25 protein-coding genes are annotated in these 25,134 nt (G+C 68.7%); 15 read left to right on the forward strand and 10 right to left on the reverse strand.

All coding sequences use genetic code 11. The annotated features are described in order from the left end of the window. Window positions 1-43: 43 nt before the first annotated feature. Genes ACFULV_RS01985 through cofD form a run of 3 tightly spaced genes read right to left on the reverse strand, consistent with a single transcriptional unit; the run spans window position 44 to window position 2,927 of the window. Window positions 44-577 carry an NUDIX hydrolase gene (locus tag ACFULV_RS01985; RefSeq protein ID WP_378652102.1) on the reverse strand — a complete coding sequence of 178 codons (534 nt, stop codon included), beginning with the start codon at window positions 575-577 and terminating at the stop codon, window positions 44-46. Further along, window positions 574-1,944, reverse strand: coding sequence for a coenzyme F420-0:L-glutamate ligase (locus ACFULV_RS01990; RefSeq protein WP_378632569.1), 1,371 nt, complete (start codon window positions 1,942-1,944; stop codon window positions 574-576). Before ACFULV_RS01990 ends, ACFULV_RS01985 begins: the two co-directional genes overlap by 4 nt. Next, window positions 1,941-2,927: a 2-phospho-L-lactate transferase gene (gene cofD / locus ACFULV_RS01995; RefSeq protein WP_378632567.1), complete on the reverse strand. Its 987-nt coding sequence runs from the start codon at window positions 2,925-2,927 to the stop codon at window positions 1,941-1,943. Before cofD ends, ACFULV_RS01990 begins: the two co-directional genes overlap by 4 nt. Window positions 2,928-3,490: 563 nt before the next feature. Here cofD and ACFULV_RS02000 point away from each other — a divergent pair. From ACFULV_RS02000 to ACFULV_RS02035, 8 genes are all read left to right on the forward strand, one after another. Further along, the gene (locus ACFULV_RS02000; protein WP_133733920.1) at window positions 3,491-3,724 is read left to right on the forward strand and encodes a WhiB family transcriptional regulator; all 234 of its coding nucleotides are present in this window, start codon (window positions 3,491-3,493) and stop codon (window positions 3,722-3,724) included. Window positions 3,725-3,848: 124 nt separating this feature from the next. Then, complete coding sequence (locus ACFULV_RS02005; protein WP_194826429.1) at window positions 3,849-4,331, forward strand: metallopeptidase family protein; 483 nt, start codon at window positions 3,849-3,851, stop codon at window positions 4,329-4,331. 81 nt (window positions 4,332-4,412) lie between these two features. Continuing rightward, window positions 4,413-4,790: a DUF3499 domain-containing protein gene (locus tag ACFULV_RS02010; RefSeq protein ID WP_378652435.1), complete on the forward strand. Its 378-nt coding sequence runs from the start codon at window positions 4,413-4,415 to the stop codon at window positions 4,788-4,790. Window positions 4,791-4,842: 52 nt separating this feature from the next. Then, window positions 4,843-6,222 carry a phosphomannomutase/phosphoglucomutase gene (locus ACFULV_RS02015; RefSeq protein WP_378652105.1) on the forward strand — a complete coding sequence of 460 codons (1,380 nt, stop codon included), beginning with the start codon at window positions 4,843-4,845 and terminating at the stop codon, window positions 6,220-6,222. Window positions 6,223-6,358: 136 nt separating this feature from the next. Further along, window positions 6,359-7,579, forward strand: a complete 1,221-nt coding sequence (locus ACFULV_RS02020; RefSeq protein ID WP_378632561.1) for a tobH protein — start codon at window positions 6,359-6,361, stop codon at window positions 7,577-7,579. Then, window positions 7,579-8,796, forward strand: a complete 1,218-nt coding sequence (gene manA / locus ACFULV_RS02025) for a mannose-6-phosphate isomerase, class I (protein ID WP_378652108.1) — start codon at window positions 7,579-7,581, stop codon at window positions 8,794-8,796. The genes ACFULV_RS02020 and manA overlap by 1 nt, the downstream gene beginning before the upstream one ends. A gap of 105 nt (window positions 8,797-8,901) precedes the next feature. Then, complete coding sequence (locus ACFULV_RS02030) at window positions 8,902-9,816, forward strand: cation diffusion facilitator family transporter (RefSeq protein ID WP_378652111.1); 915 nt, start codon at window positions 8,902-8,904, stop codon at window positions 9,814-9,816. A 98-nt stretch (window positions 9,817-9,914) separates the two neighbouring features. Continuing rightward, window positions 9,915-10,868, forward strand: coding sequence for a cation diffusion facilitator family transporter (locus ACFULV_RS02035; protein ID WP_378652114.1), 954 nt, complete (start codon window positions 9,915-9,917; stop codon window positions 10,866-10,868). On the opposite strand, the gene ACFULV_RS02040 is transcribed toward ACFULV_RS02035, so the two are convergent. Both ACFULV_RS02040 and ACFULV_RS02045 read right to left on the reverse strand, forming a co-directional pair. Further along, window positions 10,859-12,328 carry a phytoene desaturase family protein gene (locus tag ACFULV_RS02040; protein ID WP_378652117.1) on the reverse strand — a complete coding sequence of 490 codons (1,470 nt, stop codon included), beginning with the start codon at window positions 12,326-12,328 and terminating at the stop codon, window positions 10,859-10,861. The two genes, ACFULV_RS02035 and ACFULV_RS02040, sit on opposite strands and share 10 nt — an antisense overlap. A gap of 123 nt (window positions 12,329-12,451) precedes the next feature. After that, complete coding sequence (locus ACFULV_RS02045) at window positions 12,452-13,039, reverse strand: TetR/AcrR family transcriptional regulator (protein WP_378632549.1); 588 nt, start codon at window positions 13,037-13,039, stop codon at window positions 12,452-12,454. Window positions 13,040-13,148: 109 nt separating this feature from the next. Here ACFULV_RS02045 and ACFULV_RS02050 point away from each other — a divergent pair, with 109 nt between their 5' ends. Together ACFULV_RS02050 and ACFULV_RS02055 are read left to right on the forward strand one after the other, a co-directional pair. Further along, a complete protein-coding gene (locus tag ACFULV_RS02050) occupies window positions 13,149-13,565 on the forward strand; it encodes a DUF4267 domain-containing protein (protein ID WP_378652119.1) in 417 nt (138 codons plus the stop codon). Window positions 13,566-13,638: 73 nt separating this feature from the next. After that, window positions 13,639-13,857 (forward strand): DUF4287 domain-containing protein, encoded by a 219-nt coding sequence (locus ACFULV_RS02055; protein WP_378652122.1) that lies wholly within the window; start codon window positions 13,639-13,641, stop codon window positions 13,855-13,857. 61 nt (window positions 13,858-13,918) lie between these two features. On the opposite strand, the gene ACFULV_RS02060 is transcribed toward ACFULV_RS02055, so the two are convergent. Next, on the reverse strand, window positions 13,919-15,295 hold the full coding sequence (locus tag ACFULV_RS02060; protein ID WP_378632542.1) for a cation:dicarboxylate symporter family transporter: 1,377 nt from the start codon (window positions 15,293-15,295) through the stop codon (window positions 13,919-13,921). Between the two features lie 98 nt (window positions 15,296-15,393). Here ACFULV_RS02060 and ACFULV_RS02065 point away from each other — a divergent pair, with 98 nt between their 5' ends. Both ACFULV_RS02065 and ACFULV_RS02070 read left to right on the forward strand, forming a co-directional pair. Then, complete coding sequence (locus tag ACFULV_RS02065; protein WP_378652125.1) at window positions 15,394-16,947, forward strand: ATP-binding protein; 1,554 nt, start codon at window positions 15,394-15,396, stop codon at window positions 16,945-16,947. Continuing rightward, window positions 16,944-17,642, forward strand: coding sequence for a response regulator (locus ACFULV_RS02070; RefSeq protein WP_378632537.1), 699 nt, complete (start codon window positions 16,944-16,946; stop codon window positions 17,640-17,642). Before ACFULV_RS02065 ends, ACFULV_RS02070 begins: the two co-directional genes overlap by 4 nt. A 69-nt stretch (window positions 17,643-17,711) precedes the next feature. Here ACFULV_RS02070 and ACFULV_RS02075 read toward each other — a convergent pair whose 3' ends face one another. From ACFULV_RS02075 to ACFULV_RS02085, 3 genes are all read right to left on the reverse strand, one after another. Further along, a complete protein-coding gene (locus ACFULV_RS02075; RefSeq protein ID WP_378652128.1) occupies window positions 17,712-19,040 on the reverse strand; it encodes a cytochrome P450 in 1,329 nt (442 codons plus the stop codon). Window positions 19,041-19,143: 103 nt separating this feature from the next. After that, window positions 19,144-19,857 (reverse strand): TIGR03089 family protein, encoded by a 714-nt coding sequence (locus ACFULV_RS02080; protein ID WP_378652130.1) that lies wholly within the window; start codon window positions 19,855-19,857, stop codon window positions 19,144-19,146. Window positions 19,858-19,860: 3 nt separating this feature from the next. Continuing rightward, window positions 19,861-21,279, reverse strand: coding sequence for an LCP family protein (locus ACFULV_RS02085; RefSeq protein WP_378652438.1), 1,419 nt, complete (start codon window positions 21,277-21,279; stop codon window positions 19,861-19,863). Window positions 21,280-21,504: 225 nt separating this feature from the next. Here ACFULV_RS02085 and rfbD point away from each other — a divergent pair, with 225 nt between their 5' ends. The 3 genes from rfbD to ACFULV_RS02100 are packed head-to-tail and all read left to right on the forward strand — an operon-like array spanning window position 21,505 to window position 24,388. Continuing rightward, window positions 21,505-22,356, forward strand: coding sequence for a dTDP-4-dehydrorhamnose reductase (gene rfbD, locus ACFULV_RS02090; protein WP_378632531.1), 852 nt, complete (start codon window positions 21,505-21,507; stop codon window positions 22,354-22,356). An 11-nt stretch (window positions 22,357-22,367) separates the two neighbouring features. After that, on the forward strand, window positions 22,368-23,273 hold the full coding sequence (locus tag ACFULV_RS02095; protein ID WP_378632529.1) for a glycosyltransferase family 2 protein: 906 nt from the start codon (window positions 22,368-22,370) through the stop codon (window positions 23,271-23,273). Between the two features lie 35 nt (window positions 23,274-23,308). Then, window positions 23,309-24,388, forward strand: a complete 1,080-nt coding sequence (locus ACFULV_RS02100; protein WP_101466021.1) for a sugar phosphate nucleotidyltransferase — start codon at window positions 23,309-23,311, stop codon at window positions 24,386-24,388. Between the two features lie 57 nt (window positions 24,389-24,445). Here ACFULV_RS02100 and ACFULV_RS02105 read toward each other — a convergent pair whose 3' ends face one another. Next, window positions 24,446-25,096 (reverse strand): nitroreductase family protein, encoded by a 651-nt coding sequence (locus tag ACFULV_RS02105; RefSeq protein ID WP_378652133.1) that lies wholly within the window; start codon window positions 25,094-25,096, stop codon window positions 24,446-24,448. Window positions 25,097-25,134 lie beyond the last annotated feature (38 nt).

The following is a 25,134-nucleotide window of genomic DNA, read 5'->3' on the forward strand; positions in this document are numbered from 1 at the left end:
CACGGTCGCCGTCGTTACAGGTCAGTGACCTTTTCAGGGGCCTTTACATTCGGCCTCTGACCGGAAGTAGCACGTCCGCGCCCGGTGGTAGCCCGCCGACCGGCCACCACCGCAGATCGGTCGATTCGGCACTGCGGACCGGCACCGCGCCGGGGGGCGCCACGATCTCGAAGAGCAGGTCCAGATGCCGCGTCGGCACGCCGAGCGAGCAGGTGATCGGGTGCGCCTGCGCGCCGTAGAGACCCGGCGTGAGAATCAGGTCGGGGATGCCGGATTCCTCCACCGCCTCCCGCAGCGCCGCGTCCTGCACGGTCTTGTCATCGGGTTCGCAATGACCACCCAGCTGGATCCAGCGACCGACGCGCGGGTGCAGAGTGAGCAGGATGTCGCGGCGGTCGTGCGACAACACGATCGCCGACGCGGTGATGTGGCCGGGCGCGTGTTCGCGTAGACACCCGCGGGGAGCCGAACCGAGGAAGGCCAGAATCGCTTCGCGCAGTGAGTGATCCGCGCGGGTCTCGGGTTCCCAGTGCGTGAGCAACTCGGTGGCCGACGCGTGCAGCGACTCCGCGCTCACAGTTCCACCAGGCCGGTGCCCGCCGAGCTGACGGTGCGCGCCACCGGCTCCTCCAGTGGATGACCGATCGCGATGGCGCCCAGCGGCATCCAGTCCTCGTCGAGCCCGAGGACCTCACGAACGATCTCGGGCGCGAAGATGGTCGAGCCGATCCAGCAGCTGCCGAGGCCGTCGGCGGCCAGCGCCACCAGCAGCCCCTGCACCGCCGCGCCGACGGCCACCGTGAACATCGTCTGCTCGGCGGCCTGCCGACGAGCGTCGGGATAGTCGTGGGCGCCGTCGGGCACGCAGAACGGGATGATCACTTCCGGCGCGTCGAAAAGGATTCGGCCACGCGCGATTCGACGCCGCACGCGTTCGGGGTCGAGCCCGTCGGCGGCGAGGTCCTCGCTCCACTTCTCGGTCATGGCATCGAGCAGCTGGGCCCGCAGCGTCGCCTTGCGCAGCCAGACGAAGCGCACCGGGCGGGTGTGGTGCGGCGCGGGCGCGGTGAGGCCGACCGCCACGGCGGCGCGGATGCGTTCCGGGTCCACCGCCTCGGCGGTGAACGCTCGCACCGAACGGCGCAGCGGCACAGCCTCTTTGCGGCCCTGCTCGAGCGCTTCGGCGGTACCGAGCCAGAACAGGTCGTCGATGCCACCGCGCAGCAGTGCCGCCGCGGTCGACCCGTCGTCGTCGGTCCGCAGCCCGCGCACCACCGCCACCGGGACTCCGCCGAGCTTGCCCTTGACCAGATCGGCCGCGGCGGCGAGCTCATCGGCGATGGCCACCTGCGTGACGTGCAGTTCGTTGCCCTGCCCATCCACCGAGCCGGCGTAGTCATGGAGCACCCGCAGCCCGGCCGACCCGATGGCCGCGTCGATCTGCCCGTTGCGCCAGGCCCGGCCCATGGTGTCGGTGACGACCACGGCCACGTCGACGCCGAGCCGCTGCGCGAGCGCGGTGCGCAGTGACTTCGCGCTGCCGTCGGGATCGACAGGCAACAGCACCAATTCGCCCTCGGCCACGTTGGAGCCGTCCACACCGGAGGCCGCCTGCACGATGCCGAGCCGGTTCTCGGTGATGAGGGTGCGGCCCTTGCGCGCGAGCACACGCACGGCTTCGTCCTCGACCAGCTTGCGACGAGCGGTGTCGCGCTCCTCGGGGTCGACCGGCGCGACGACGATGCGCCCCTCGACCTTCGACACGATCTTGCTGGTGACCACGATGATGTCGCCGTCGGCGAGCCAGGGCGCCTGTGCCGCAAGGTGTTCGGCGATGTCGTCGCCGGGCCGGAACTCCGGCAGCCCGGTCACCGGGAGGATCCGCAACTCGTCGGCGGCGTGGTCGGGCAACGCGCCGCCGGTGCCGTTCTCCTGCGAACTCATGCCTTCACTCCCGCCAATTCCAGTGCGGCGCGCGCCATTTCAGCGGTGGCGTCGGGGTCACTCATCAACAGCGGAACGCTGCGCACCTCCACGCCGGGAACATCGGCGGAGTCGGTGGAGTGCACCAGCCACCCGTCGAGGATGCCGGTGGCCGAGCGGGCGCCGTAGTGGCGGCCGATCGCCTCCGCGGTGGACTCGACGCCGATCGCAGTCAGGCACTCATCGGCCATGCCGCGCAACGGCTTTCCGTCGATCACCGGCGAGAGGCCGATCACCTTGGCTTCGCTGGTGCGTAGCGCGCCTCTGATCCCGGGCACGGCGAGGATCGCGCCGATGCTCACCACGGGGTTGGACGGGGCCAGCAACACGGCGTCAGCGGAGCCTATGATTTCGGTCACATTCGGCGCCGGAGAGGCTTGCTCGGCGCCGATCGAGGCAAATCCGTGAGTCGGGAGCGCCGCGCGGTACCGCACCCACCATTCCTGAAAGTGGATCGCGCGACGTTCGCCAGCATTGTCGGGATCGCTGACCACCACGTGGGTTTCGCAGCGATCGTCGGTAGCCGGGATCAGCTTCACTCCCGGCTGCCAGCGATTGCACAGCGCTTCGGTGACCGCGGACAGCGGATATCCGGCGCGCAGCATTTCGGTGCGGATGAGGTGGGTGGCGATATCGCGATCGCCCAGGCCGAACCAATCGGGCTGGGCGTTGTATTTCGCCAGCTCCTCTTTCGCGTGCCAGGTTTCGTCGGCGTGGCCCCAGCCACGCTCGGTGTCGATGCCACCGCCGAGGGTGTACATGCAGGTGTCGAGGTCGGGACAGATGCGAAGGCCATGCATCCAGACGTCGTCGCCGACGTTGACGATGGCCGAGATGTCGGCTTCGGGCAGCAGCTGCCGGACGCCTTGGAGGAACCGGGCACCGCCGACACCGCCGACGAGAACGGCGATCTTGGGCTCGCGCACCGCGTGTTGTGCAGTCACAGGGTCACAGCCTAGTGAGTGGCGGTTGCCGGTTGGTTCCGCGCCGAACGACAGTGAAGTTGCTGGTCATTTGCCAAGGCACATAACAAGATCAACACGAAAGGCGGGTGCGGAGTGTAACGGAAGGGTGACGGCGGGTTGACCACCGGCAAGTGCGGCGTGTCTAATCACAGACATGTCATTCCGGTCACCGCGAGAGGGCATAGCGCGGGGGCGTTTGCGAGAGGGTTCCAAGTCGCCGGAAACGGCCACGGCGCGAGGACATAGCGCAGGGGACGTTTGCGAGAAGGTTCCCGCTCGCCGGAAGGCAGGCTCGGGGAAGCCCGCGAGACTACGTCGCGGTGTTGGGCCGTCGGAGATCTCATTCGGACCGACGGAAAGAATCATTCTGCGCTAACACATAGTGAGGAGGCGGAACGATGACCGAAGATCTGGTCTCGCCGACCGATTCCACAGCAGGCGCAGCTCACGCTGTCTGCGCTGACATGAGCTGGCAGGAACCGGACGTGGTAAGCGAAGTCGCGGCTCCCCGGCTGAGTCTGGTCGTTACGGGCTTCGACGAAATGTTCGAGTCGATCGAAGAGCAGTGGCAGGAACGTGCCCTCTGCGCTCAGACCGACCCCGAGGCGTTCTTCCCCGAGAAGGGCGGCTCGACGCGTGAGGCCAAGCGAATCTGCTTGGGCTGTGAAGTACGTGACCAGTGCCTGGAATACGCACTGGCACATGATGAACGCTTCGGCATCTGGGGCGGTCTCTCGGAACGAGAGCGTCGCAGGCTGAAGCGCGGAATCGGTTAAGTGACTGTTCGAAAGTAGACTCTCTCCAGGCCTGGCCCGGAGCCACGCAGGCGCAGTACGTCGGTGTCTCCGGGCGAACGCCCTTGTTGATTTTCACGGTGCAGGCGAGAGAGGTGAAAGACCCATGGCACGTTCCCGGCGTCATTCCCCGGCACCCACCGCTCGTTCGGTGACCCGCCGCGGCCGCGGTGTCCGTGGCCCCATGCTCCCGCCGACGGTGCCCGCGTGGCGCACCAGGGGCCAGAAATTCGATCGGCTCGTGCTCGAGGCATTCGCCCCACTGGATACCCGCTGGCACGATCGCCTCACCAAGCTCGATATCGCCGTCGACGATGTTCCGAAAATCCGTCCACTGCATCCTGATTCGGTCACCTGGCCGGATGAGGTGGTCGCCGACGGACCGGTGCCGCTGTCGCGGCTGATCCCCGCGGGCGTCGACCGCCACGGTGCGGCCACTCGCGCCAGAGTGGTGTTGTTCCGCAAGCCGCTGGAATTGCGGGCCGCCGATCCCGACGATCTGGTCGAGTTGCTGCGCGAGGTCCTCGTCCAGCAGATCGCGACCTACCTCGGCGTCGATCCCGATCTGATCGATCCCGAGCCCGAATAGACGTCCTCCGCCTTCGCTCATTAGGGCGTGTCCGTATCCACTTTCGGGCCGCGGAGGGCTAATCTCGACGTCGTGATCCCTATGCGTCGTTGCTGCCGACCCGGCTGCAAGAACCCGGCTGTAGCGACGCTGACTTATGTGTACTCCGACTCGACCGCTGTCGTCGGACCCCTGGCCACCGTCGCCGAACCGCATTCCTGGGATCTCTGCGAAACGCACGCCTGCCGCATCACCGCGCCCAAGGGCTGGGAACTGGTCCGCCACGAAGGCGGCTTCTCCTCGAGCACCCCCGACGACGACGATCTCACCGCGCTGGCCGAAGCCGTCCGCGAAGCGGGCCTGCGTCGCCGCCCTGCCGCCGAAGCCGACCAGCCGGGCTACCGCGACAACGCCGCCGCGGCCCCCCGCACCGCGCGCACGGGCCGCCGCGGCCACCTACGGGTTCTGCCGGATCCGTAGCTAGTCCGGCCAGGATCCCGAAGAGTCGGCGCAGCCCGCTAGGGTTAGCCCCATGACGACCCTCGCGCGCTCTGGCGAACTCGTGAATGCCGTGATCAAGGCTTATGACGTCCGCGGGGTGGTGGGCGAACAGATCGACGAGGCGTTCGTCGGCGATGTCGGTGCTTCCTTCGCGCGTCTGATGCGCGAAGAAGGCGCCACCCGCGTCGTGATCGGCCACGACATGCGCGAGTCCTCCCCCGCGCTGTCCGAGGCGTTCGCGCAGGGCGTGCGGGCCCAGGGCCTCGATGTGGTGCACATCGGGCTGGCCTCCACCGACCAGCTCTACTTCGCCTCGGGCAAGCTCGGTTGTCCCGGCGCCATGTTCACCGCCAGTCACAACCCGGCCAAGTACAACGGCATCAAGCTGTGCCGGGCGAACGCGCTGCCCGTCGGGCAGGACACCGGGCTGGCGACCATCGCGGCCGAGGTGATCGCGGGCGTGCCCGCCTACGACGGCGCGTCCGGCACCGCCACCAGCACCGATCTGCTCGCCGACTACGCGGACTACCTGCGCGAACTGGTGAACCTCGACCAGATCCGCCCGCTCACCATCGCGGTCGACGCCGGCAACGGCATGGGCGGCCACACCGTGCCCGCCGTCCTCGGCACCCTGGGCCCGATCACGATCGTGCCGCTGTACTTCGAACTCGACGGCTCGTTCCCCAACCACGAAGCCAACCCCCTCGACCCGAAGAACCTCGTCGACCTGCAGGCGCTGGTGCGCTCCAGCGGCGCCGACATCGGCCTGGCCTTCGACGGCGACGCCGACCGTTGCTTCGTCGTCGACGAGCGCGGCGAGCCCGTGTCGCCGTCGGCGATCACGGCGATCGTGGCGCAGCGTGAGCTGGCCAAGGAGCCGGGCGCGACCGTGATCCACAACCTGATCACCTCGCGCGCGGTGCCCGAGCTGGTCGAGGAGCTGGGCGGCAAGCCGGTGCGCACGCGGGTGGGGCACTCGTTCATCAAGCAGGAGATGGCCTCGACCGGCGCGGTGTTCGGTGGCGAGCACTCGGCGCACTACTACTTCCGCGATTTCTGGGGTGCCGACTCGGGCATGCTGGCCGCGCTGCACGTGCTGGCCGCGCTCGGCGAGGGCGAGCGTACGGTCTCGGACCTGATGGCCGCCTACGACGTGTACACCGCCTCGGGCGAGATCAACTCGACCGTCGCCGACGCCGCCGACCGCACCGCCGCCGTGCTCGCCGCGTTCGCCGACCGCACCGAGTCGGTGGACCGGATGGACGGCGTCACGGTCGACCTGGGCAACCACGCCTGGTTCAACCTGCGCGCATCGAATACCGAACCGCTGCTTCGACTCAATGTCGAGGCCGGATCGCGCGACGATGTAAACGCACTCGTGACCGAGATCCTGAGCATCGTCCGCGCCTGACTGGGAAGATGAAACCAGTACCCGTGGAATCACATGCCCGGTATTCGGCGACGGCAGATTACGAGCATTGCCGGTGCCCGGCTGGAATAGTGGAGTCACAGACGACACAGCGCGATGAGGGGAGGTGGATTCGGCGATGATCGCTGGAACACCGGTATTCGACCTCGACGATGCCGAGTCGCTGGCGGCGGCCGATACCGGCGGCGCCCTGCGCTCGGCGGCCTCGGGCGGCGCCCAGGTGCGGGCCACCGCGGCGGCGGTCGCCGAAACCTCGCTCATCGAACGGCTCTCCGACCTGCGCCCGCGCAGCCTGGTGCTGGTGGCGGGATCGGGTCGCGCCGCGCGCGCGGCCGGACTGCTCGTCGCCACGCTCGGCGATCGGGCCGGGCTCCCGATCGTGCCCGTCACCGCGCTGCCGCCGTGGGTCGGTCCGCTGGACGTGGTCCTGGTGGCCGGCGACGACGCGGGTGACCCGCGGCTGATCGATGCCGTCGACCGTGCCCTGCGCCGCAGCGCCGAGGTGGTGATCGCCGCGCCCAACGAGGGTCCGTTGCGCGCGGTCGCCGCCGGTCGCGCGATCGTGCTCGAACCGAGGGTGCCCGTTCTCGACCACAATCGGCTGCTGCGTTTCCTCGCCGTCGGCATCGCCGTCCTGCGTGGGGTCGACGCCCAGCGCAGTGGCCCGGCCACGCCCGATCTCACCGCGCTGGCCGACATGCTCGACGCCGAAGCGCTGCGCGACGGCCCCACCAACGAGGTCTTCCACAACCCGGCCAAGACCCTCGCCGCGCGGATGCACGGGGTGGGGATCGTCCTCGCGGGCGACTCGCCCGCCGCGGTGGAACTGGCTGGTCACGGCGCCGAGGTGCTGCTGCAGTCCGCGGGCCGGTTGGCTTCGGCCGCCGATCTCGCCGACGCCGTCGCGGCGGTCGGGCGCCTGGCCGCTGCCACCGGCGGCACCGCGCCCGGCTTCGATCCGCTGTTCCATGACGAGGAACTCGACGGTCCCGCCCCGGTCGACCGGGTCCGGGTGCTGGCCTTGAGCGTGCATCCCGACCAGGCCGCCGCCCGGCGCAAGCTCGCGGTCTTCGAAGGCGCGGGCGCGGGCCTGGTCGACGCCGATCTGGTCCATGCCGATGTCGACGTGCTGCAATCCCAGCTCGCCGACCCCGGCGCCGCGCCCGCGATCGAACGCACCGCTGCCGACTCCGCCGCAGGGGGCGGACACGGCAGCGAACTCGAGCAGCTCGCTGTGCTCGCGCTGCGGCTCGACATGGCCGCGGCCTATCTTCGACTCACCGGTGCGCGCGGTGCCGCCGCGCCCGAACCGGATCGATACGACGGGGGACGCTACTAGTGCAGGAACTCGTTGGTGCGCTGCGTTCTTACGCATGGGGGTCGCGCACCGCGCTCGCTCAGCTGTGCGGACGGCCGGTGCCATCGGCCCATCCCGAAGCCGAACTGTGGTTCGGCGCGCACCCGGCCGATCCCGCGCACGTGCAGACCGGCTCGGGCAGACGTTCACTGCTCGAGGTCCTCATGGCCGACCCGGCGGGTGAATTGGGACCAGCGGCCGACACTTTCGGCGCCCGGCTGCCGTTCCTGCTGAAGATCCTCGCCGCCGAGGAACCGCTCTCGCTCCAGGCGCACCCGAGTTCGGCGCAGGCGCGTGCCGGTTTCGAACGCGAGAACCGCACCGGCGTGGCACTGGATTCGCCGCTGCGCAACTACCGCGACGACAGCCACAAGCCCGAACTCGTTGTCGCACTCGAACGTTTCGAGGCGCTGGCCGGGTTCCGTGATCCGCACCGCACCGTCGACCTGTTGCGCGCGCTGGATGTACCCGGCCTCAACATCTACGCCGAACTGCTTGCCGCCCAGCCCGATTCGGCCGGTCTGCGCACCCTGTTCACCACCTGGATCACGCTGCCGCCCGCCGTGCTGTCGAAGCTGCTGCCCACGGTGCTCGAGGGCTGTGTGACCTACCTGTCGAGCAAGGGCGCGCACGAGTTCACCGCCGAGGTGCGCACCGCGCTCGAACTGGCCGAGGTCTACCCCGGCGACGCGGGCGTCCTCGCCGCGCTGCTGCTCAACCGGCTGACCCTGGAACCTGGCCAGGCGCTGTTCCTCGCGGCCGGCAATCTGCACGCGTACCTGCGCGGGGTGGGCGTGGAGATCATGGCCAATTCCGACAACGTGTTGCGTGGTGGGCTCACCCCCAAGCACGTCGACGTGCCAGAACTGCTGCGGGTGCTGGACTTCGAGCCGATCGACCTGCCGGTGATCGAACCCGAACCCGGTAGCGACGGCGGTATCCGATACCGCACGCCCGCACCGGAATTCGCCCTGTGCCGTTTCGACCTCGGCGCCGACGACGAGCCGGTCGTGCTCGCCGACGCGGGCCCCGGCATCGTGCTGTGCACCGCGGGCACGCTCGAACTCTCCGAGAACGGGCACACGCTCATCGTCGAACGCGGCAGCGCGGCCTGGATCTCCGCTGCCGACACCGACATCAAGGCGCGCGCGCTGCGCGGCCCCGCCCAGCTGTTCAGCGCCTGCGTCGGCGACAACTGAACCTCCTTCGCCGCGCCCATGCCGCAAGGGACTGATGACCGGTTCGCGGCTGTGTCCGATTAGGCTGTGGCGAGTCGTGTTCAGTGAACAGAAGGGCGGGCCGGCATGTCGGCTGGTGGTGGCAAGAAGGCGATCGTCGCGGCGTTGACGGCCAACGCGGGGATCGCGGTGGCGAAGTTCGTCGGCGCGTTCATCACGGGTTCGGCCTCGATGATGGCGGAGGGCGTGCACTCGGTCGCCGACACCGCGAATCAGGGCCTGCTGCTGTTCGGCCAGCGCGCCGCCACCAAGGACGCCGACGAACTGCACCAGTTCGGCTACGGCCGCAATCGCTACTTCTACTCGTTCGTCGTGGCGCTGGTGCTGTTCACCCTCGGCTCGGTGTACGCGATCTACGAAGGCATCCACAAGATCCAGCACCCCGAGGAGCTGAGTCAGCCGATCGTCGCGGTCGTCATCCTGGTGATCGCGATCGGCCTCGAGACCTTCAGCTTCCTCACCGCGGTCCGCGAATCCAGGCCGCTCAAGGGCAACGCGAGCTGGTGGCGGTTCATCCGCAACTCGCGCAGCCCCGAGCTGCCGGTGGTGTTGCTCGAGGACACCGGCGCGCTGATCGGTCTGGTGCTCGCCCTCGGTGGCGTCGGGCTCACCATGGTCACCGACGACCCGATCTACGACGGTATCGGCACCCTGTCGATCGGTGTCCTGCTCGGCGTCATCGCGATCGTGCTGATCGTGGAGATGAAGAGCCTGCTCATCGGTGAGGGCGCCACCCCAGAACAGGGTCGGGCGATCCGCGAGAACCTGGTCGACGGCACCAGGATCACCTCGCTGATCCACCTCAAGACCGAGTACCTCGGCCCGGACGAAATGCTGGTCGCCGCGAAGGTCGCCCTCGCCCCGAACCTGGACATCGCCGATGTCGCCGAGGCGATCGACGCCGCCGAAACGCGCGTGCGCGCAGCAGTCCCCACGGCCCGCCTCATCTACCTGGAACCCGACCTGTACAGGGTTGAATAACGGCTGGCGCCGCGGTTCTCGGCGCGCCGAGAACGTCGGGGCCGACGACACGGTGCCGAGGTCGGTGCGTGGCTCGGTGTTGGCGGTAGCGTTCCGATATGGCCGAGCAAGGTGAAGACAGCAAGATCGCGATCCTCGCCGCACTCGGGGCGAACGCGGGGATCATGATCGCGAAGTTCATCGGCGCGTTCATCACCGGCTCGTCGGCGATGCTGGCCGAGGCCGTGCACTCGGTGGCCGATACCGGGAACGAGGCGCTGCTGCTGGTCGGCCGCAATCGGGCCGACCAGCCCGCGGACACGCTGCACCCCTTCGGGTATTCGCGCAATCGGTATTTCTATTCGTTCGTCGTCGCGCTCGTCCTGTTCGTGATGGGGTCGCTGTTCGCGATCAACGAGGCGATCCACAAGATCCGGTTCCCGGAGGAGATCGTTTCGGCCTGGGTGGCGATCGGGATCCTCGGGGTGTCGCTGGTGCTGGAGAGCGCCAGTTTCCGTACCGCGCGCAAGCAGTCGGCGCCGCTGAAGGGCAAGAATTCGTGGTGGTATTTCATCCGCCACACCCGCAATCCCGAACTGCCCGTGGTGCTGCTCGAGGACGCGGGCGCGATCATCGGCCTGCTGTTCGCCCTGACCGGGGTGAGTCTGTCGGTACTCACCGGAAACGCGGTATGGGACGGCGTCGGCACGCTGTTCATCGGCATCCTGCTCGGCGTGAACGCGGTGATCCTGATCGTGGAGACCAAGAGCCTGCTGATCGGTGAGGGCGCGACGGCCAAGGACGACACCGCGATTCGGTCGGCGCTGCTGGCCGATCCGCGGATCGAGCGCGTGATCAGGATGCAGACCCAGTACCTCGGGCCCCAGGATCTGCTGATCAACGCCAAGATCGCGCTACACGCGGGCCTCGACATCACCCAGGTCGCCGAGGTGATCGACGCCGCCGACGACCGTATCCACGACGCCGTGCCGAACACGTGCACGATCTACCTCGAGCCCGATGTGTTCGAGCCCGGCAAGGTCCACGACGCACCGATGAAGCCCTACCGGTAGGCGGGCGCCTCGCCGCGCAACAGGTCGAGCGGGTCGGTGACGATGCCGAATCGGTTGCGCAGCATGTGATGCGCCGCGTGCAGGCCCGGCATCCCATGGACACCGGGACCCGGTGGAGTCGACGACGAGCACAGGTAAGTGCCCGGAATCGGGGTGGAGTAAGGATTCCAGCGAGCGAGCGGCCGGAACAGGGTCTGACGCGTGGTCATCGCGCCCGCCGAGATGTCGCCGCCGATGTAGTTGGCGTTGTGCGCGGGCATGAAGGCCGCCGGTGTCACGTGTTTCGCCAGGATCAGGTCGCGGAAACCGGGCGCGAAACGTTCGACCTGATCGATCACCTGATCGCTGATATCGCGATCGGTGCCGTTGGGGACATGGGCGTAGGTGTACAGAGTGTGCTGCCCCTCCGGAGCCCGGGTGGAGTCGACCACGCCGGGCTGAATGGCCAGCACGAAGGGCTGATCGGCGAAAGTACCGGTGGCGACCTGATGTTCGGCGTGCATCGCCTGCGCCCTGGTGCCGACCAGGTGCAGGGTGCCCGCCAGGTCGGCGCCGGGGGCGGCCCACGGCACCGGTCCCGACAGGGCGAAGTCGACCTTGCACGCGGCATTGCCGTACTGGAAACGCCCGAGGCTGTTGCGGTATCGCGAGGGCAGACGGTCACCGGCGATGCGAAGGAGTTCGGCGGGCGAGGTATCGAACAGCACCGTGCGCGCGGTGGCGAGTTCGGCGAAATCGTCGACCCGGTGCCCGGTGCGCACCTCGCCGCCGAGACGTTCGATCTCGGCGATCATCGCGTTCGGGATGGCTTGACTGCCACCGCGCGGGATCACCCAGCCACCCGCGTGCGCGAGGGTGCCGAGCAGCAGGGCCGCGCCCACGGCGGGGAAGGCGCGCGGTGAGGTGATGGCGTGGGCGGCCACCCCGCTGAACATCGCGGGCGCGACGTCATCGCTGAAACGGCTGTCCGACAGCGGGGACGCCTGTTCGAGCAGACGGGTCGCGAACTTGATGCCGGTGCCGACGCGCAGTGGCGGGTGCCGCAGATCCGACATGGCCAGGTCGACGACATCGGGCCAGTGCTCGACCAGCGGCGCGAACAGGTCGCGCCATGGGCGACCGTCGCGGCCGAGGTCGGCGACGGTGGATTCGATGTTGCGCCACGCCAATCCGGCGATCCCGCCGTCGAGGGGGTGCGCGTAGGAAACGGTCGGGGTGAGCAGGTCGACGCCGTGCGCCTCGAGGTCGAAAGCCCGAAAGAACGGTGACGCCAACGCCATCGGATGCGCACCCGCACAGATGTCGTGATGGAATCCGGGCAGGGTCAGCTCGGCCGTGCGCGAACCGCCGCCCGCTTGTTCCTGCGCTTCGAGGACCCGCACCGACAACCCGGCGCGAGCGGCGATCACCGCCGCGGCAAGACCGTTCGGCCCCGACCCCACTACTACGACTTCCGCCATCCGCCGTCCCTTCGCCCTCGCCCCGCTCTGCCGACCTGCGTCGTTGCCTCCAACCTACGCGGAGCGACGAGCCCGTCCAGGTGCGCTGGGTCACCCGGCAGGTTCGACGCGCCGTCGCCTCGCTCAGGCCGGATCGGCTGTCGCCTCGCTGGTCCCGTCGACCAGCAGGGTGAGGCGTCGTTCACGCAGTTCGGGGCGCAGCCGTCCACCCCGGTCGAGGGTGGCCAGGCCGTGCAGCGATGCCCAGGCCACTTCGGTGCGGGCGCCGAGATCGTCGCCCTCGGCATAGGGGGAGAACATCGCTTCCAGGCCGGCGAAGGCGTCACGCAGGGGCTGCGGGGCGTCGAGGCCGAAGTTCAGGTCGGTCTTCTGCTGGAAGATGGCGTCGTAGCGGGCCGGGTTGGCGGTGGCGAAGTCGAGGTAGGCGCGCGCGACGTTGGCGATCACCTCGGAATGGGTGGTCGCCGCCTCGCGGGCCTGCTTCAGTTGCTCGGCGAGTTCGACGCAGCCCTGCAGGGCGACGGCGCCGACGATGGCCGCCTTGTTCGCGAAATGGCTGTAGAGCACGGGCTGGCTGTATTCGATGCGGTCGGCCAGTTTGCGGATGGTGACCGCGTCCCAGCCTTCCGCTTCGGCCATCTCGCGCGCGGTGTCGATGATCCGCTGATGCCGTTCGGCGCGTTCGCGTTCCTTGCGCTGCTGGGTGCTCATGCTCGATATTCTAGCAACGCTAGACAAGATAGCGAGGATCGGGTTATTGTTCTCTCAACACCTAGCGCCGCTAGATTTCAGAGCAAGCAAAAAGATTCAGGAGCACCTCATGACCACCTCGCGCATCGCCACCGCCCTCTCCCTGCTCGGCGGCCTGTTCATCATCTACGTCGGCATCAACTACCTCATCGCCCCGGAGATGACGGCCGCGGGCTTCGGCCTCCCCGCCGTACCCGAGGGGGACGCGATGGCCTTCCTGAACCTCAAGGGCGTCCGCGACGTGGTGAGCGGCCTGGTGATCCTCGGCCTGCTGGCCACCAAGCAGCGCTTCGCGCTCGGCGTCGCGATGCTGGCCACCTCGCTCACCCCGTTCGGGGACATGGCCACCGTCCTGAGCTGGCACGGCTCCACCGCCACCGCGTTCGGCGTCCACGGCTTCACCGCCGTACTCGTCGCGCTCGCCGGCGTGCTGCTGATCCGCGAACGCCGCTCGACCACCACCGATCACGCACTCGTCGCGGCATGACCCCAGCAGCGATGAATTTCGCACCGCCGCACCGTCTCCACCGATAACGATCACCTGTCGAGGAGGAACCACCATGGCGAACGCGCCGCACGGCCCCGCGTCCTACTTTCCCACCATCGAGACCAAGTACGGGCGCACCGTCGACGAGTGGTTCGCCCTGCTCGCCGCGGCCGAGCCGACCGGGCACACTGCCCTGGTCACCTGGCTGAAGTCCGAGCACGGCCTCGGCCACGGTCATGCCACCGCCCTGGTGCAGTTCCACCTCAACCCCGGCAAGTGGTCCAGAATCTAGCCGGTCCAGGATCTCACCGTCGAAAGGCCCCGCGATCTCGTCGCGGGGCCTTTCGGCTGTCTCACTGCGCGTCGACCACCTGGGCCGGAACAGGTTTCGTGATGTCGACGCGATGTTCGTCGACGTGGTTGTCGATGTGGTCGTCGACCATCGTCTCCTCGTCGAAGGGCAGCTCACGATCGAGCACGCGCCGGGTCCGGTCGGCGTCGACGGTCTTGGTCCAGGTACCGATGAGCAGGGTGGCCACCGCGTTGCCCGAGAAGTTGGTCAGCGCACGGGCTTCCGACATGAAGCGGTCGATGCCGACGATCAGGCCGACACCGTCGAGCAGGTCGGGGCGATGGCTCTGCAGGCCACCGGCGAGGGTGGCCAGGCCGGCGCCGGTGACGCCCGCGGCGCCCTTGGACGCGATGATCATGAACAGCAGCAGGCCGAACTGCTCACTGAGCTCGAGCGGCTTGCCCATGGCGTCGGCGATGAAGATCGAGGCCATGGTCAGGTAGATGGCGGTGCCGTCGAGGTTGAACGAATACCCGGTCGGGACCACAACACCCACGGTGGTGCGCTCGACCCCCGCGTGTTCCATCTTCGCAATCAGGCGCGGCAGCGCCGACTCCGACGACGAGGTCGCCACGATCAGCAGGTACTCACGCGACAGGTAGCGGCACAGCTTCAGGATCGAGACGCCCGAGACCATCCGCAGGATCACCCCGAGCACACCGAACACGAACACCAGGCACGTCAGATAGAACGCGATCATCAGCGTCGCCAGCTGCACCACCGCCGACCAGCCGGTGCGGCCGACCACGTTCGCGATCGCGCCGAACGCGCCGATCGGCGCCAGCCACAGGATCATCGACAGGATCCGGAACACCAGCTTCTGGCCCAGCGAGACCGCGCGCAGGATCGGTGCGCCCGCCTCGCCCATCGCCTGCACGGCGAACCCGACCAGCAGCGCGACGAACAGCGCCTGCAGCACGCTGCCCGCGGTGAGCGAGGACACGAGCGTGGTCGGCACGATGTTCTGGATGAAGTCCCAGGTACCGCCCGCGCTGTGCGCCTGATCGGCGTACTTCGCGCCCGCTCCGGTGGCGCCGACGTTCAGGCCCTCGCCCGGATCGATGAGGTTGCCGACGACGAGCCCGATGCCGAGCGCGACCGTCGACATCGCGAGGAAATAGCCGATGGCCAGGCCACCCACCTTGCCGACGGTCGCGGCCGCGCGCACCGAACCGATGCCCAGGACGATCGTGCAGAAGATGACAGGTGCGATCATCATCTTGATCAGGTTCACGAACACGGTGCCGAGCGGCGCGAGTGACTGACCGAATTCCGGGGCCACCCGGCCGACAACGACGCCGGCCACGACGGCGATGATCACCGCGATGTACAGCCAGTGGGTATGGTCGCGTTTCCGCGCTGCGGTGGTATCACTCATGCCGACGAGCATGAGCAACTATTGTGACGGCCGTCACTTTGGTCCATAAGTTTCATATCTGCGCATAACGTTCGAGAAATCCAGGTCGGAGGCAAGAGGTGCGACGAGGACGACTGTCGCTCGCGGGACAGGCCTTCGTATGGCAGCTGGTGGTGCTGGCGCTGCTGATCGCCATCGGCACGATCCTGGCGGTGCTCGATGCCAGGCGCGACCATGACCTGGCCGCGGAGATGCAGGTCAGAGATGTCTCGGTCACGGTGGCGCGGTCACCGTCGACCTTGGCCGCGGTGAACTCGCCCTACCCGAGCGGATTGCTGCAACCGACCACCGAGCGGATCAGGGCGGCCACCGGCATGGACTTCATCGTCGTGATGGCCCCCGACCGCACCCGCTACACCCACACCAACCCCGACCTGATCGGCAAGCCGTTCGTCGGCAGCATCGACGGAGCCCTGGCGGGCCAGACCCTCACCGAGACCTTCACCGGCACCCTCGGCCCCTCGATCCGCGCGGTCACCCCGGTCTACGACAACGGCCGGGTGGTCGCGCTGGTCTCGGCGGGTGTCACCCGAGCCAAGATCAGCACCCAGGTCGCCTCCCAGCTGCCGCTGATCCTCGGCGTCGCCGCGATGGGTCTCGCGCTGGCCGCGCTGTCGTCGTTCCTGATCAGCCGCAGGCTGCGCCGCCAGACCCACGGCCTGGCCCCCGACGAACTACGCGCGCTCTACGAGCACCACGACGCGGTGCTGCACTCCGTCCACGAGGGCCTGGTGGTGTTCGGTGACCAATCCGAGGCCGCGGAGGTGGTCAACGATCAGGCGCGCACGCTGCTCGACCTGCCCGACGGTCCCGTCCTGCGCAGCGACCTGCCGGTCTCGCTGCAACAGATGAGCGGGGGTGTGGTGCGCGACGAGACGCACGTGACCACCGACCGCATCCTGCTGGTCAACCAGGACCTGGTGAGCTGGGAGGGCCGCGAAATCGGCACCGTGCTCACCATCCGCGATCAGACCGAACTGCGCGCGGTGCTCGGCGAGCTCGACTCGGTGCGCGGCTTCGCCGAGTCGCTGCGCGCCCAGGCACACGAGGCGGCCAACCGGCTGCACACCGTGGTGACCATGGTCGAGCTGGGCCGCCCCGACGAAGCGGTGGCCTTCGCGACCGCGGAGCTACAGCTCTCGCAGGTGCTGATCGACCGGCTGCTGGCCGCCGTCGGCGACGCCGCGCTGGCCGCGCTGCTGCTCGGCAAGGTCGACCAGGCCGCCGAGCGTGGCGTGAGCCTGGCGATCAGCGAGGACACCGCGCTGGACTCCACCGATCCACTGTCCGCGCACGAGACCGTCACCCTCGCGGGCAACCTGATCGACAACGCGATCGACGCGGCGGCGGGCACCGTCGACAAGCGCGTCGAGGTGTCGGTGTGTCATCGTGACGGCGCGCTGTGGGTCCAGGTGTCCGACAGCGGGCCCGGCATGTCGGCCCAGATGTTCTCGCGGGCCGCCGAACGCGGCTACACCACGAAATCCGACCACGCGGGCCTCGGCCTCGCTCTGGTGCACCGCCTCGTCGATCGACATCGCGGCACCATCACCACCACGGCCGCACCACACAGCGCGGTCATCGTTCGCATTCCGCTGAGGGAGACACCATGATCCGCGTCCTGATCGTCGAGGACGAGCCGTTGATCGCCCAGGCACATCGGGCCTATCTCGAACGGCTCGACGGTTTCGTCACCGGTGGGGTCGTCCACACCGGACGCGACGCGCTGCGGGTGGCGGCCGAGGCGATCGCCGACGGCAATCCGTTCCATCTGGTGCTGATGGACATCGGCCTGCCCGACATCAGCGGCCTCGATGTGGCCGCCGCGCTCAACGGGCTCCAGCCGCGCCCCGATGTCATCGCGATCACCTCGGCGCGCGAGCTGAACATGGTGCGCAGCGCGGTGGCGCACGGTGTGGTGCTGTACCTGCTCAAGCCGTTCACCTTCGCCGCGTTCCGGGAAAAGCTGGAACGCTACCGCGGTTTCGACACCGCGCTACCCGCGGGTGAGGCGGCACTGTCGCAGTACGACATCGACCGCGCGCTCGGTGCGCTGCGTACCGCCGACCAGAAGGCCGGTGCGCCGAAAGGCGTTGTCCAGCACACCCTCGAAGAGGTGTCGCGCGCGGTGCGCGCGGCCGAAGCAGGGATCACGGCCACCGATGCCGCGGCGGCCGTGGGTGTTTCGCGGATCACGGCATGGCGGTATCTCGAGAAGCTCGCCGACGACGGATTGGCCGAGCGTCGCGCCGATTACGGCCGGGCCGGCCGGCCGAAGACCCGCTACCGCTGGCGTGCGAGCACGTAGCCGCGCACGGAGGGCTCGTCCGGCGCGGGCAGGCGCGAAAGTCCGGCCGGCGACCGGCGAGCACCGGACTCACGCCGGACGGGACGCACCCGCCAGGTCATCGGGGGCCGAGACGCGCGCGACCGGACCCAGGTCGACCGGCATGTGCTCGAAACCGTGCAGCGTGAACAGGTTTCGACGGACCGGCTCGCCGCGCAAACGCAGATTCGGGTAGCGGGTGTAGAGCGCGCGCAGGGCGTGGACCGCCTCCATCCTGGCCAGGCTCGCACCGAGGCAGGAGTGCACGCCGCTGCTGAACGCCAAGTGCTCCTTGGCATTACGGCGGTCGATGTCGAAGCGGTGCGGGTCGGGGAAGACCGCCGGGTCGCGGTTGGCCCCGGCCAGCGACAGGATCACCGTACTGTTCGCCCGCACTCGCACACCATCGATATCGACATCCTCGAGCGTCTGGCGTGCGGTGGTCTGGACGGGTGGATCGAACCGCAGCGTTTCCTCCACCACGTCGGGCCAGCGTTCGGGATCGTCCTGGGCGAGGGCGAGCTGATCGGGATGGTCCGACAGCGCGGCGACCGCGTTGCCGATCAGGTTGACCGTCGTCTCGAAACCGGCGCCCATCAGCAGACTCGCGCCCGCCTGCAGTTCCCGCAGACTCAGATCACCCGAGCGGACCAGGGTGGACAGGATGTCCTCACCCGGCGCGCGACGCAACGTGGCGATGTGGTCGGCCAGGTAGTCGTCCATGGTCTCGATCGCGGCCATCGCGGCCCGATAGGTCCGCCATGATGTGCCGAGATCGAGCAGCGGGGTGACTTTGTCGCCCCAGCGCAGAAACATCTCGCGGTCCGCGGGCGGGAAGCCGAGCATGTCGGCGATGATCGCGATCGGCACCCTGGCCGCGAAATCGGTGATCAGGTCGACCGAGCCGTCCGCGGGCATCGCCGCGAGCAGTTCGGCGGTGACCACCTCCACGCGCTCGCGCAGCCGCGCGATCGCGCGCGGGGTGAACGCCGACGCCACCGGCTTGCGCATCCGGGTGTGCTCCGGCGGGTCGAGGACCAGCATCGACGGCGGCTCGACCGGGTTGGGCGGTACCGTGACCACCTCGGCGAGCTTGCGCCACGCGGCGGGCAGTTCCGCGTTGAGGGCGGGACGCACCCCGAATTTGGGATCGCGCAGAATCGCTCGAACCTGCGCGTGATCGAACGTGGCGTAGGACACCGACGTCTTGATCAATCCGCCGCGACCGCGCAGTTCATCGATCAGCGGATACGGATCGTGCAGGCCCCGCTGACCGCTGAGCAACGTCGAGAACGGATCGCCGCGACGCACCTGCCAGCGCAGGATGGCACGCGGCGCCCCGTGTTCGGCCGACCATCGAACCCAGTATTTCGCTATCATCGCCACCTCTGCCGCTCTGCCGAAGTCTTGCTTCCACAGTACGGACGGGGTGTGATACGCGACACGTCCCCGAGGTGGACCCGAACCTATACCTGGGTAGGAGTCAGCGCCGGACGGTCACCTTCTCGGTGACGACCCGATGTTCGACACCGGCGGGATCGGGATTGACGACCTGCACCAGCGAGGCCCCGGCGAACAACACCGCGACGAAGCCGTCGATCAGCTCCTCCACCGTCTCCCACGGCGTACTCGACAGCACCCGGTCGCCGGCGGAAAACCCTTGCAGCGCAGCGGATTTCCGAGCCATCGTCAGCACTTCCGGCACCGGGAGCCCGTCGAGCGCGGCCCGGAAACCACCGGGCAGGAACTGATCGCCGTGCACGCGCACCGCGGTCGCGAAGTCGGTGACTCCGACCGGCAGGTCGCGCACCGGGGTCCCCATGGCGTCCAGCGACAGCACCGCCACCTCGTCGACACCGTCGGCATCGTCGAGCCGGTCGGGCGTGACCAGCGCGAGGTCGGCGTCGGGATCGGGGGTGAGCACCACTTCGGTTCCCGCCCACCAGCAGCCGAGCAGCACCGCGGCGGTCTGCCAGTGCGCGGGCAACAGCACCGCGACCCGCGCACCGGGGGTGAGCGCGAATTCGTCGCGGATCAGGTTCGCGGTCTTGGCGGCCCAGTTGGCCAGTGTCAGCCCGGACAGTTCGATCCGCGCGCCGGTGGCGTCGTCGTACCAGGTGACGCGCGGTCCGGCGGGATCACGTTCGAGTATGGGGTCGAGGAGGGCGTCGGTCAGGGTCGAATTCGGCTCACGCATGGGTCAATTCACACATTTCGGTCCGTTCTGGCCTGCGTCGATCGGCGGGGCGGGCGGTATCGGTGTCGCGGTCGCCGAGGAAGTCGCGTCGAGATCGAACATGCCTGCCGCGGCCGAGCCGGGACCAGAGTAGTCGCTCGCCAACACCACGCTCACTGTATCCGCAGACACCGTCTCATCGGCGACCACCGTCAAGCCGCCCAGCGCCTCCGCGACCGCCGCCGCCTTCGGGTCGTCGGCGTCGGCGGCCAGCACGCGGCTCGAGCTCACGCTGCCGCCGGTGTAGTTGCCGACCGCGCCTTCCCGGAATCCCTTGCCCGTCAGAGCCGTGGACACCTTGCCCGCCAGTCCGGTGGCGCCGCCGGCGTTGAGCACGTTCACCGTCACGGTCGAGGTATCGATCTTCGGAGCGGTGTCTTCTTCCTTCTTCTCCTCCCCCACCAGACCGGCGACGAACTTCTGCACCGTCTTCGGGTCGACCTTCACCACCGACTCTCCGGCCGAGGTCATGCTGTTGAGGTCGGAGACGGGAATGGTCTCGAATTCCACCTTGCCGCCGGACAGATCCTTGAGCTGCTGCAGGAAAGCCAGCACGTCCCAGTCGTCGTCGAGCACGACGGTGCGCCCGACCGCCTCGCTGATCTCGCTGAGCTTGCCCGGATTGGCCAGGGTCTTGGCGTTGAGCAACTGGCCGACCAATTGCGCCATGAACACCTGCTGGCGCACGATCCGGTCGATGTCACCGCGTTCGAGATCGTGGCGCTGGCGCACGAAGCTCAATGCCTCCTGGCCGTCGAGACGCTGACGCCCGGCCGGGAAGTCCGCGCCCGACATCGGTTCGTCCACCGCCTGATTCAGGCACACCTCGACACCACCGACCGAGTCGGTGAGCAGCACGAAGCCGAGCAGGCTCACCTCGGCGTAGTGATCGACGGTGATGCCGGTCAGGGTCGCCACCGATTTGATCAGCGCCTGCCTGCCCGCCTTGGTCGACTCGCGTTCGGCCTCGGCCTCGGACTTGCCGTCGGCGAGCAGTTCGGCGCGTTCGGTCTCCTTGGTCGAGCCGTACGCGGAGTTGATCTTGGCCTTGCCCTGGCCGCCGACATCGACGTAGGAGTCGCGCGGGATGGAGATCGCGGTGGCCGAGCGCCCGTCGTTGGGCACGCGGATCAGCACGATGGTGTCGGTGTTGGTGCCCACCTCGTCGCCCGCGTGCAGCATCGCGCGTTCGGCGGTGGTGAGCGGGTTGCCGTGTGCGTCGGTGCGGCTGTCGACGCCGACGAGCAGGATGTCGACAGCGCCGTCGCGCTCACCGCCGAGGCCGAGCCCACCGATCCGGTCGATGTTGGCGATCAGGTTATCGACACTGCGCCAGGCGAATCCGGTGAGTGCCAGCACCAGCACCGCCGAAATCGCCACCATCAGTTTGGCCGGACCGAAGGTGCCCGCAGGCGCGCTGACCGGTCTTGTCGACTCTCGCACTCGTGCATCCTCTCGACGAACTCCGCGCCCGGCCCGCTCTTCCCCCGGCAAACTCCGCCTTGTCGTTAACCCGGGCTCGTCCGAGGACACCGGCCATCACAGGCTAACCAACAGTTACCACACTCGGGCCCAACCGCACGTGCCCCGGCGTGCCAGACTGGCCGCGTGAACGTCGATTTCCCCGCCCCCGCTCACCTGATCGTAACCGGCGCACATGGTCTGCTGGGGCGACAGATCCTGCGCCTGGCACCCGAGGCGCGTGGCTTCGGGCGGGCCGAACTCGACATCACCGACCGCGCCGCCGTCGACGCCGTCCTCGCCCCGGGGGCCGTACTGATCAACTGCGCGGCCTACACCGCGGTCGACGCCGCCGAAACCGACGTCGACGCCGCCTTCGCCGCCAACGCGACCGGACCGGGCGTCCTGGCCGCCGCCTGCGCCGCGGCGGGAGCGCGGCTGATCCACGTGTCCACCGACTACGTCTTCCCCGGGACCGCGCGCACTCCGTACGAACCCGACGACCCCACCGGACCGGAAACCGTCTACGGCCGATCCAAGCTCGCCGGTGAGCAGGCGGTGCTAGCGCTGGGCGCCCAGGTCGTGCGCACCGCCTGGGTCTATTCCGGTGTCGAGGGGGATTTCGTCGCGACGATGCGCAGGCTGGAGGCCGAACGCGACACCGTCACCGTGGTGAACGACCAGCTAGGCTCTCCCACCAGCGCCGCCGATCTGGCCGCGGGCCTGCTCGAATTGAGCACCCGCCCCGACGCCCCCCGTGTGCTGCACGCCACCAATTCCGGCACCGCCACCTGGTTCGATCTCGCCGCGGCGGTCTTCACCGACCTGGGCGCCGACCCGAACCGGGTACTGCCGTGCGCGTCCAGCGAATTCCCCAGACCCGCACCGCGCCCGGCGTATTCGGTGCTGTCCCCCGCCGCCTGGAACGCGGCGGGCCTCACCCCGCTTCGCCCCTGGCGTATCGCACTCACCGACGCACTGCGCCGGTTGTCCGACTAGGCTCCGCAGTCGTGAACGCAGCAGACGCAGCCGATTCTCCAGCCACCGCCGGCCTTGCCGTGGTCACGGTGACCTATTCACCGGGTGAGCACCTCGAGCACTTCATCACCACTCTCGCCGACGCGACCAGCGAGAAGCCGCAGGTGATCCTGGCCGACAACGGCTCGACCGACGGCGTCCCCGAACTCGTCGCCGAGGCCAACTCGCACGTGACGCTGCTGCACACCGGCGGCAATATCGGCTACGGCGGCGCCATCAACCGGGCCGTCGCCGAGATCGATCCGTCCATCGAATTCGTCATCCTGGCCAACCCGGACATCCGCTGGGGCGTCGACTCCATCGACAAGATGCTCGAAGCCGCCGCGCGCTGGCCGCGGGCCGGCGCGATCGGGCCGATGGTTCGCGAGCCGGACGGCAGCATCTACCCGTCCGCGCGCCGGGTCCCCGGCCTCGCCGATGGCGCCGGGCACGCGATTCTGGGCTCGGTCTGGCCGAAGAACCCCTGGTCGATGCGCTACCGCCAGGAGAACGAGCAGATCTCCGAGCGGGTGGTCGGCTGGCTGTCCGGCTCCTGCCTGCTGGTGCGCCGCGCCGCCTTCGACACCATCGACGGTTTCGACTCGCGCTACTTCATGTACATGGAGGACGTGGACTTCGGTGACCGCATGGGCAAGGCGGGCTGGCACAATGTATTCGTCCCGGACGCCGAGGTGACCCACGCCAAGGGTCATGCCGCGGGCAAGCATCCCGAATTGATGCTGCCCGCCCACCACGCCAGCGCCTACCGCTTCCAGGCGGACCGGCATCCGCACTGGTGGCAGGCACCGTTGCGGGGCGCGTTGCGGGCCGGACTTGCGGTTCGCTCCAAGATTGCGGTTCGATCGGCGCTGCGTGAGCAAGCGCGAACCGGCGCCTGAATGGGCGCGGTATCACTGTGAACAGGGGAAACTCGATGGCAGGCAATGCAGGCACCGACGCGGTCATCCTCGTCGGCGGACAGGGCACGCGGCTGCGTCCGCTCACCCTCTCGGCGCCCAAGCCCATGCTGCCGACGGCCGGGCTGCCGTTCCTGACCCACCTGCTGGCCAGGATCGCCGAGGCCGGGATCACCCACGTGGTGCTCGGCACGTCCTTCAAGGCCGAGGTCTTCGAGGAGCACTTCGGTGACGGCTCCGAACTGGGCCTCGACCTGGAGTACGTGACCGAGACCGAGCCGCTGGGCACCGGTGGCGGTATCCGCAATGTGCTGCCCAAGCTGCGCGCGGACAACGTGATGGTGTTCAACGGCGACGTGCTCGGCGGCACCGACCTCGGTGCGATCCTCGACACCCACGAGTCGACCAACGCCGACGTCACCCTGCACCTGGTCCGCGTCAGCGACCCGCGCGCCTTCGGTTGCGTGCCGACCGACGACGACGGCCGCGTCACCGCGTTCCTGGAGAAGACCCAGGATCCGCCGACCGACCAGATCAACGCGGGTTGCTACGTGTTCCGCCGCGAATACATCGAGAAGATCCCCACGGGTCGCCCGGTCTCGGTGGAACGCGAGGTGTTCCCCGCGCTCCTGGCCGAGGGCGCCCGCGTCCAGGGCCACGTCGACGCCTCCTACTGGCGCGACATGGGCACCCCGGAGGACTTCGTGCGCGGCTCCGCGGACCTGGTCCGCGGCATCGCTCCCTCCCCCGCCCTGCCCGGCCAGCGTGGCGAGTCCCTCGTCCACCCCGGCGCGGGTGTGGCACCGGGCGCGCTGCTCATCGGCGGGACCGTGGTCGGGCGCGGCGCGGAAATCGGCGCCGGTGCGCGACTGGACGGCGCGGTGATCTTCGACGGCGCGGTGGTCGAGGCGGGCGCTACCGTCGAACGCTCGATCATCGGCTTCGGTGCCCGCATCGGCCCCCGCGCACTGGTCCGCGACGGTGTGATCGGCGACGGCGCCAATGTCGGCGCCCGCTGCGAGCTCCTGCGTGGCGCCCGCGTGTGGCCCGGCGTGGTCATCCCCGACGGCGGCATCCGCTTCTCCACCGACGTCTGATCCTCACGACGCCGGGTCACCGCCGATTCCTCGGCCGGTGACCCGGCGTCGTGCTGTTCACGCGAGCCCATATGCCTCACGGAAGACATTGCGCTCCCTGGCCCGGCGCCCCGGATGATCGCGTCGCTCGGCCGGGTGACCGACCGCTAGCAGCAGCGCGATCGCGAGATCGTCACGGTCGCCGATCCCGATCGTCTTCTTCACCTTGGCTTCGTCCCAGCCGTTCATCGGTGCGGTGGCCAGCCCCAGCTCGGTGGCCGCCAGCATCACGTAGGTCGCCGCGATCATGGCGTCCTTGACCGCGTATTCACGCAGTAGCCCGCGCCGCGCGAGATCGTTCTGGAACTCATGGGACGCCGAGGCGAACATCTCGATGAACTCCTCGGACCACGCGCCGTTGCCGCGCGCCTGGTCGTAGACGTCGCTGTGGTCCTCGCGCCAGGACTCCGGTTCGGCGACGAACACGAGCATCAGTGGCGCCTCCCGCGGTTGGGGCTGGCCACCGGTCGCCCAGGCCAGGCCCGCCCGGCCCGCCTCGCTCGTGACGGCGACGATGGCGCGGTCCTGCAGGTTCCAGCTGGTGGGCGCCTCGATGGCGAGATCGAGCAGCGCCTCGAGATCAGTCGCCGAGACCGGATCCGGGCGGTAGTGGCGGACAGTGCGTCGGGTGCGGATCGCTTCGGCGACCGACAGAATTCCTGATGTCATGCACCAACTATCAGAGAGTCACTCTCTATTGGGAAGTA

Origin of the sequence: Nocardia sp. NPDC057272, from assembly GCF_042668615.1 — a bacterium.
In the GTDB taxonomy this organism is placed as follows: Bacteria; Actinomycetota; Actinomycetes; order Mycobacteriales; family Mycobacteriaceae; genus Nocardia.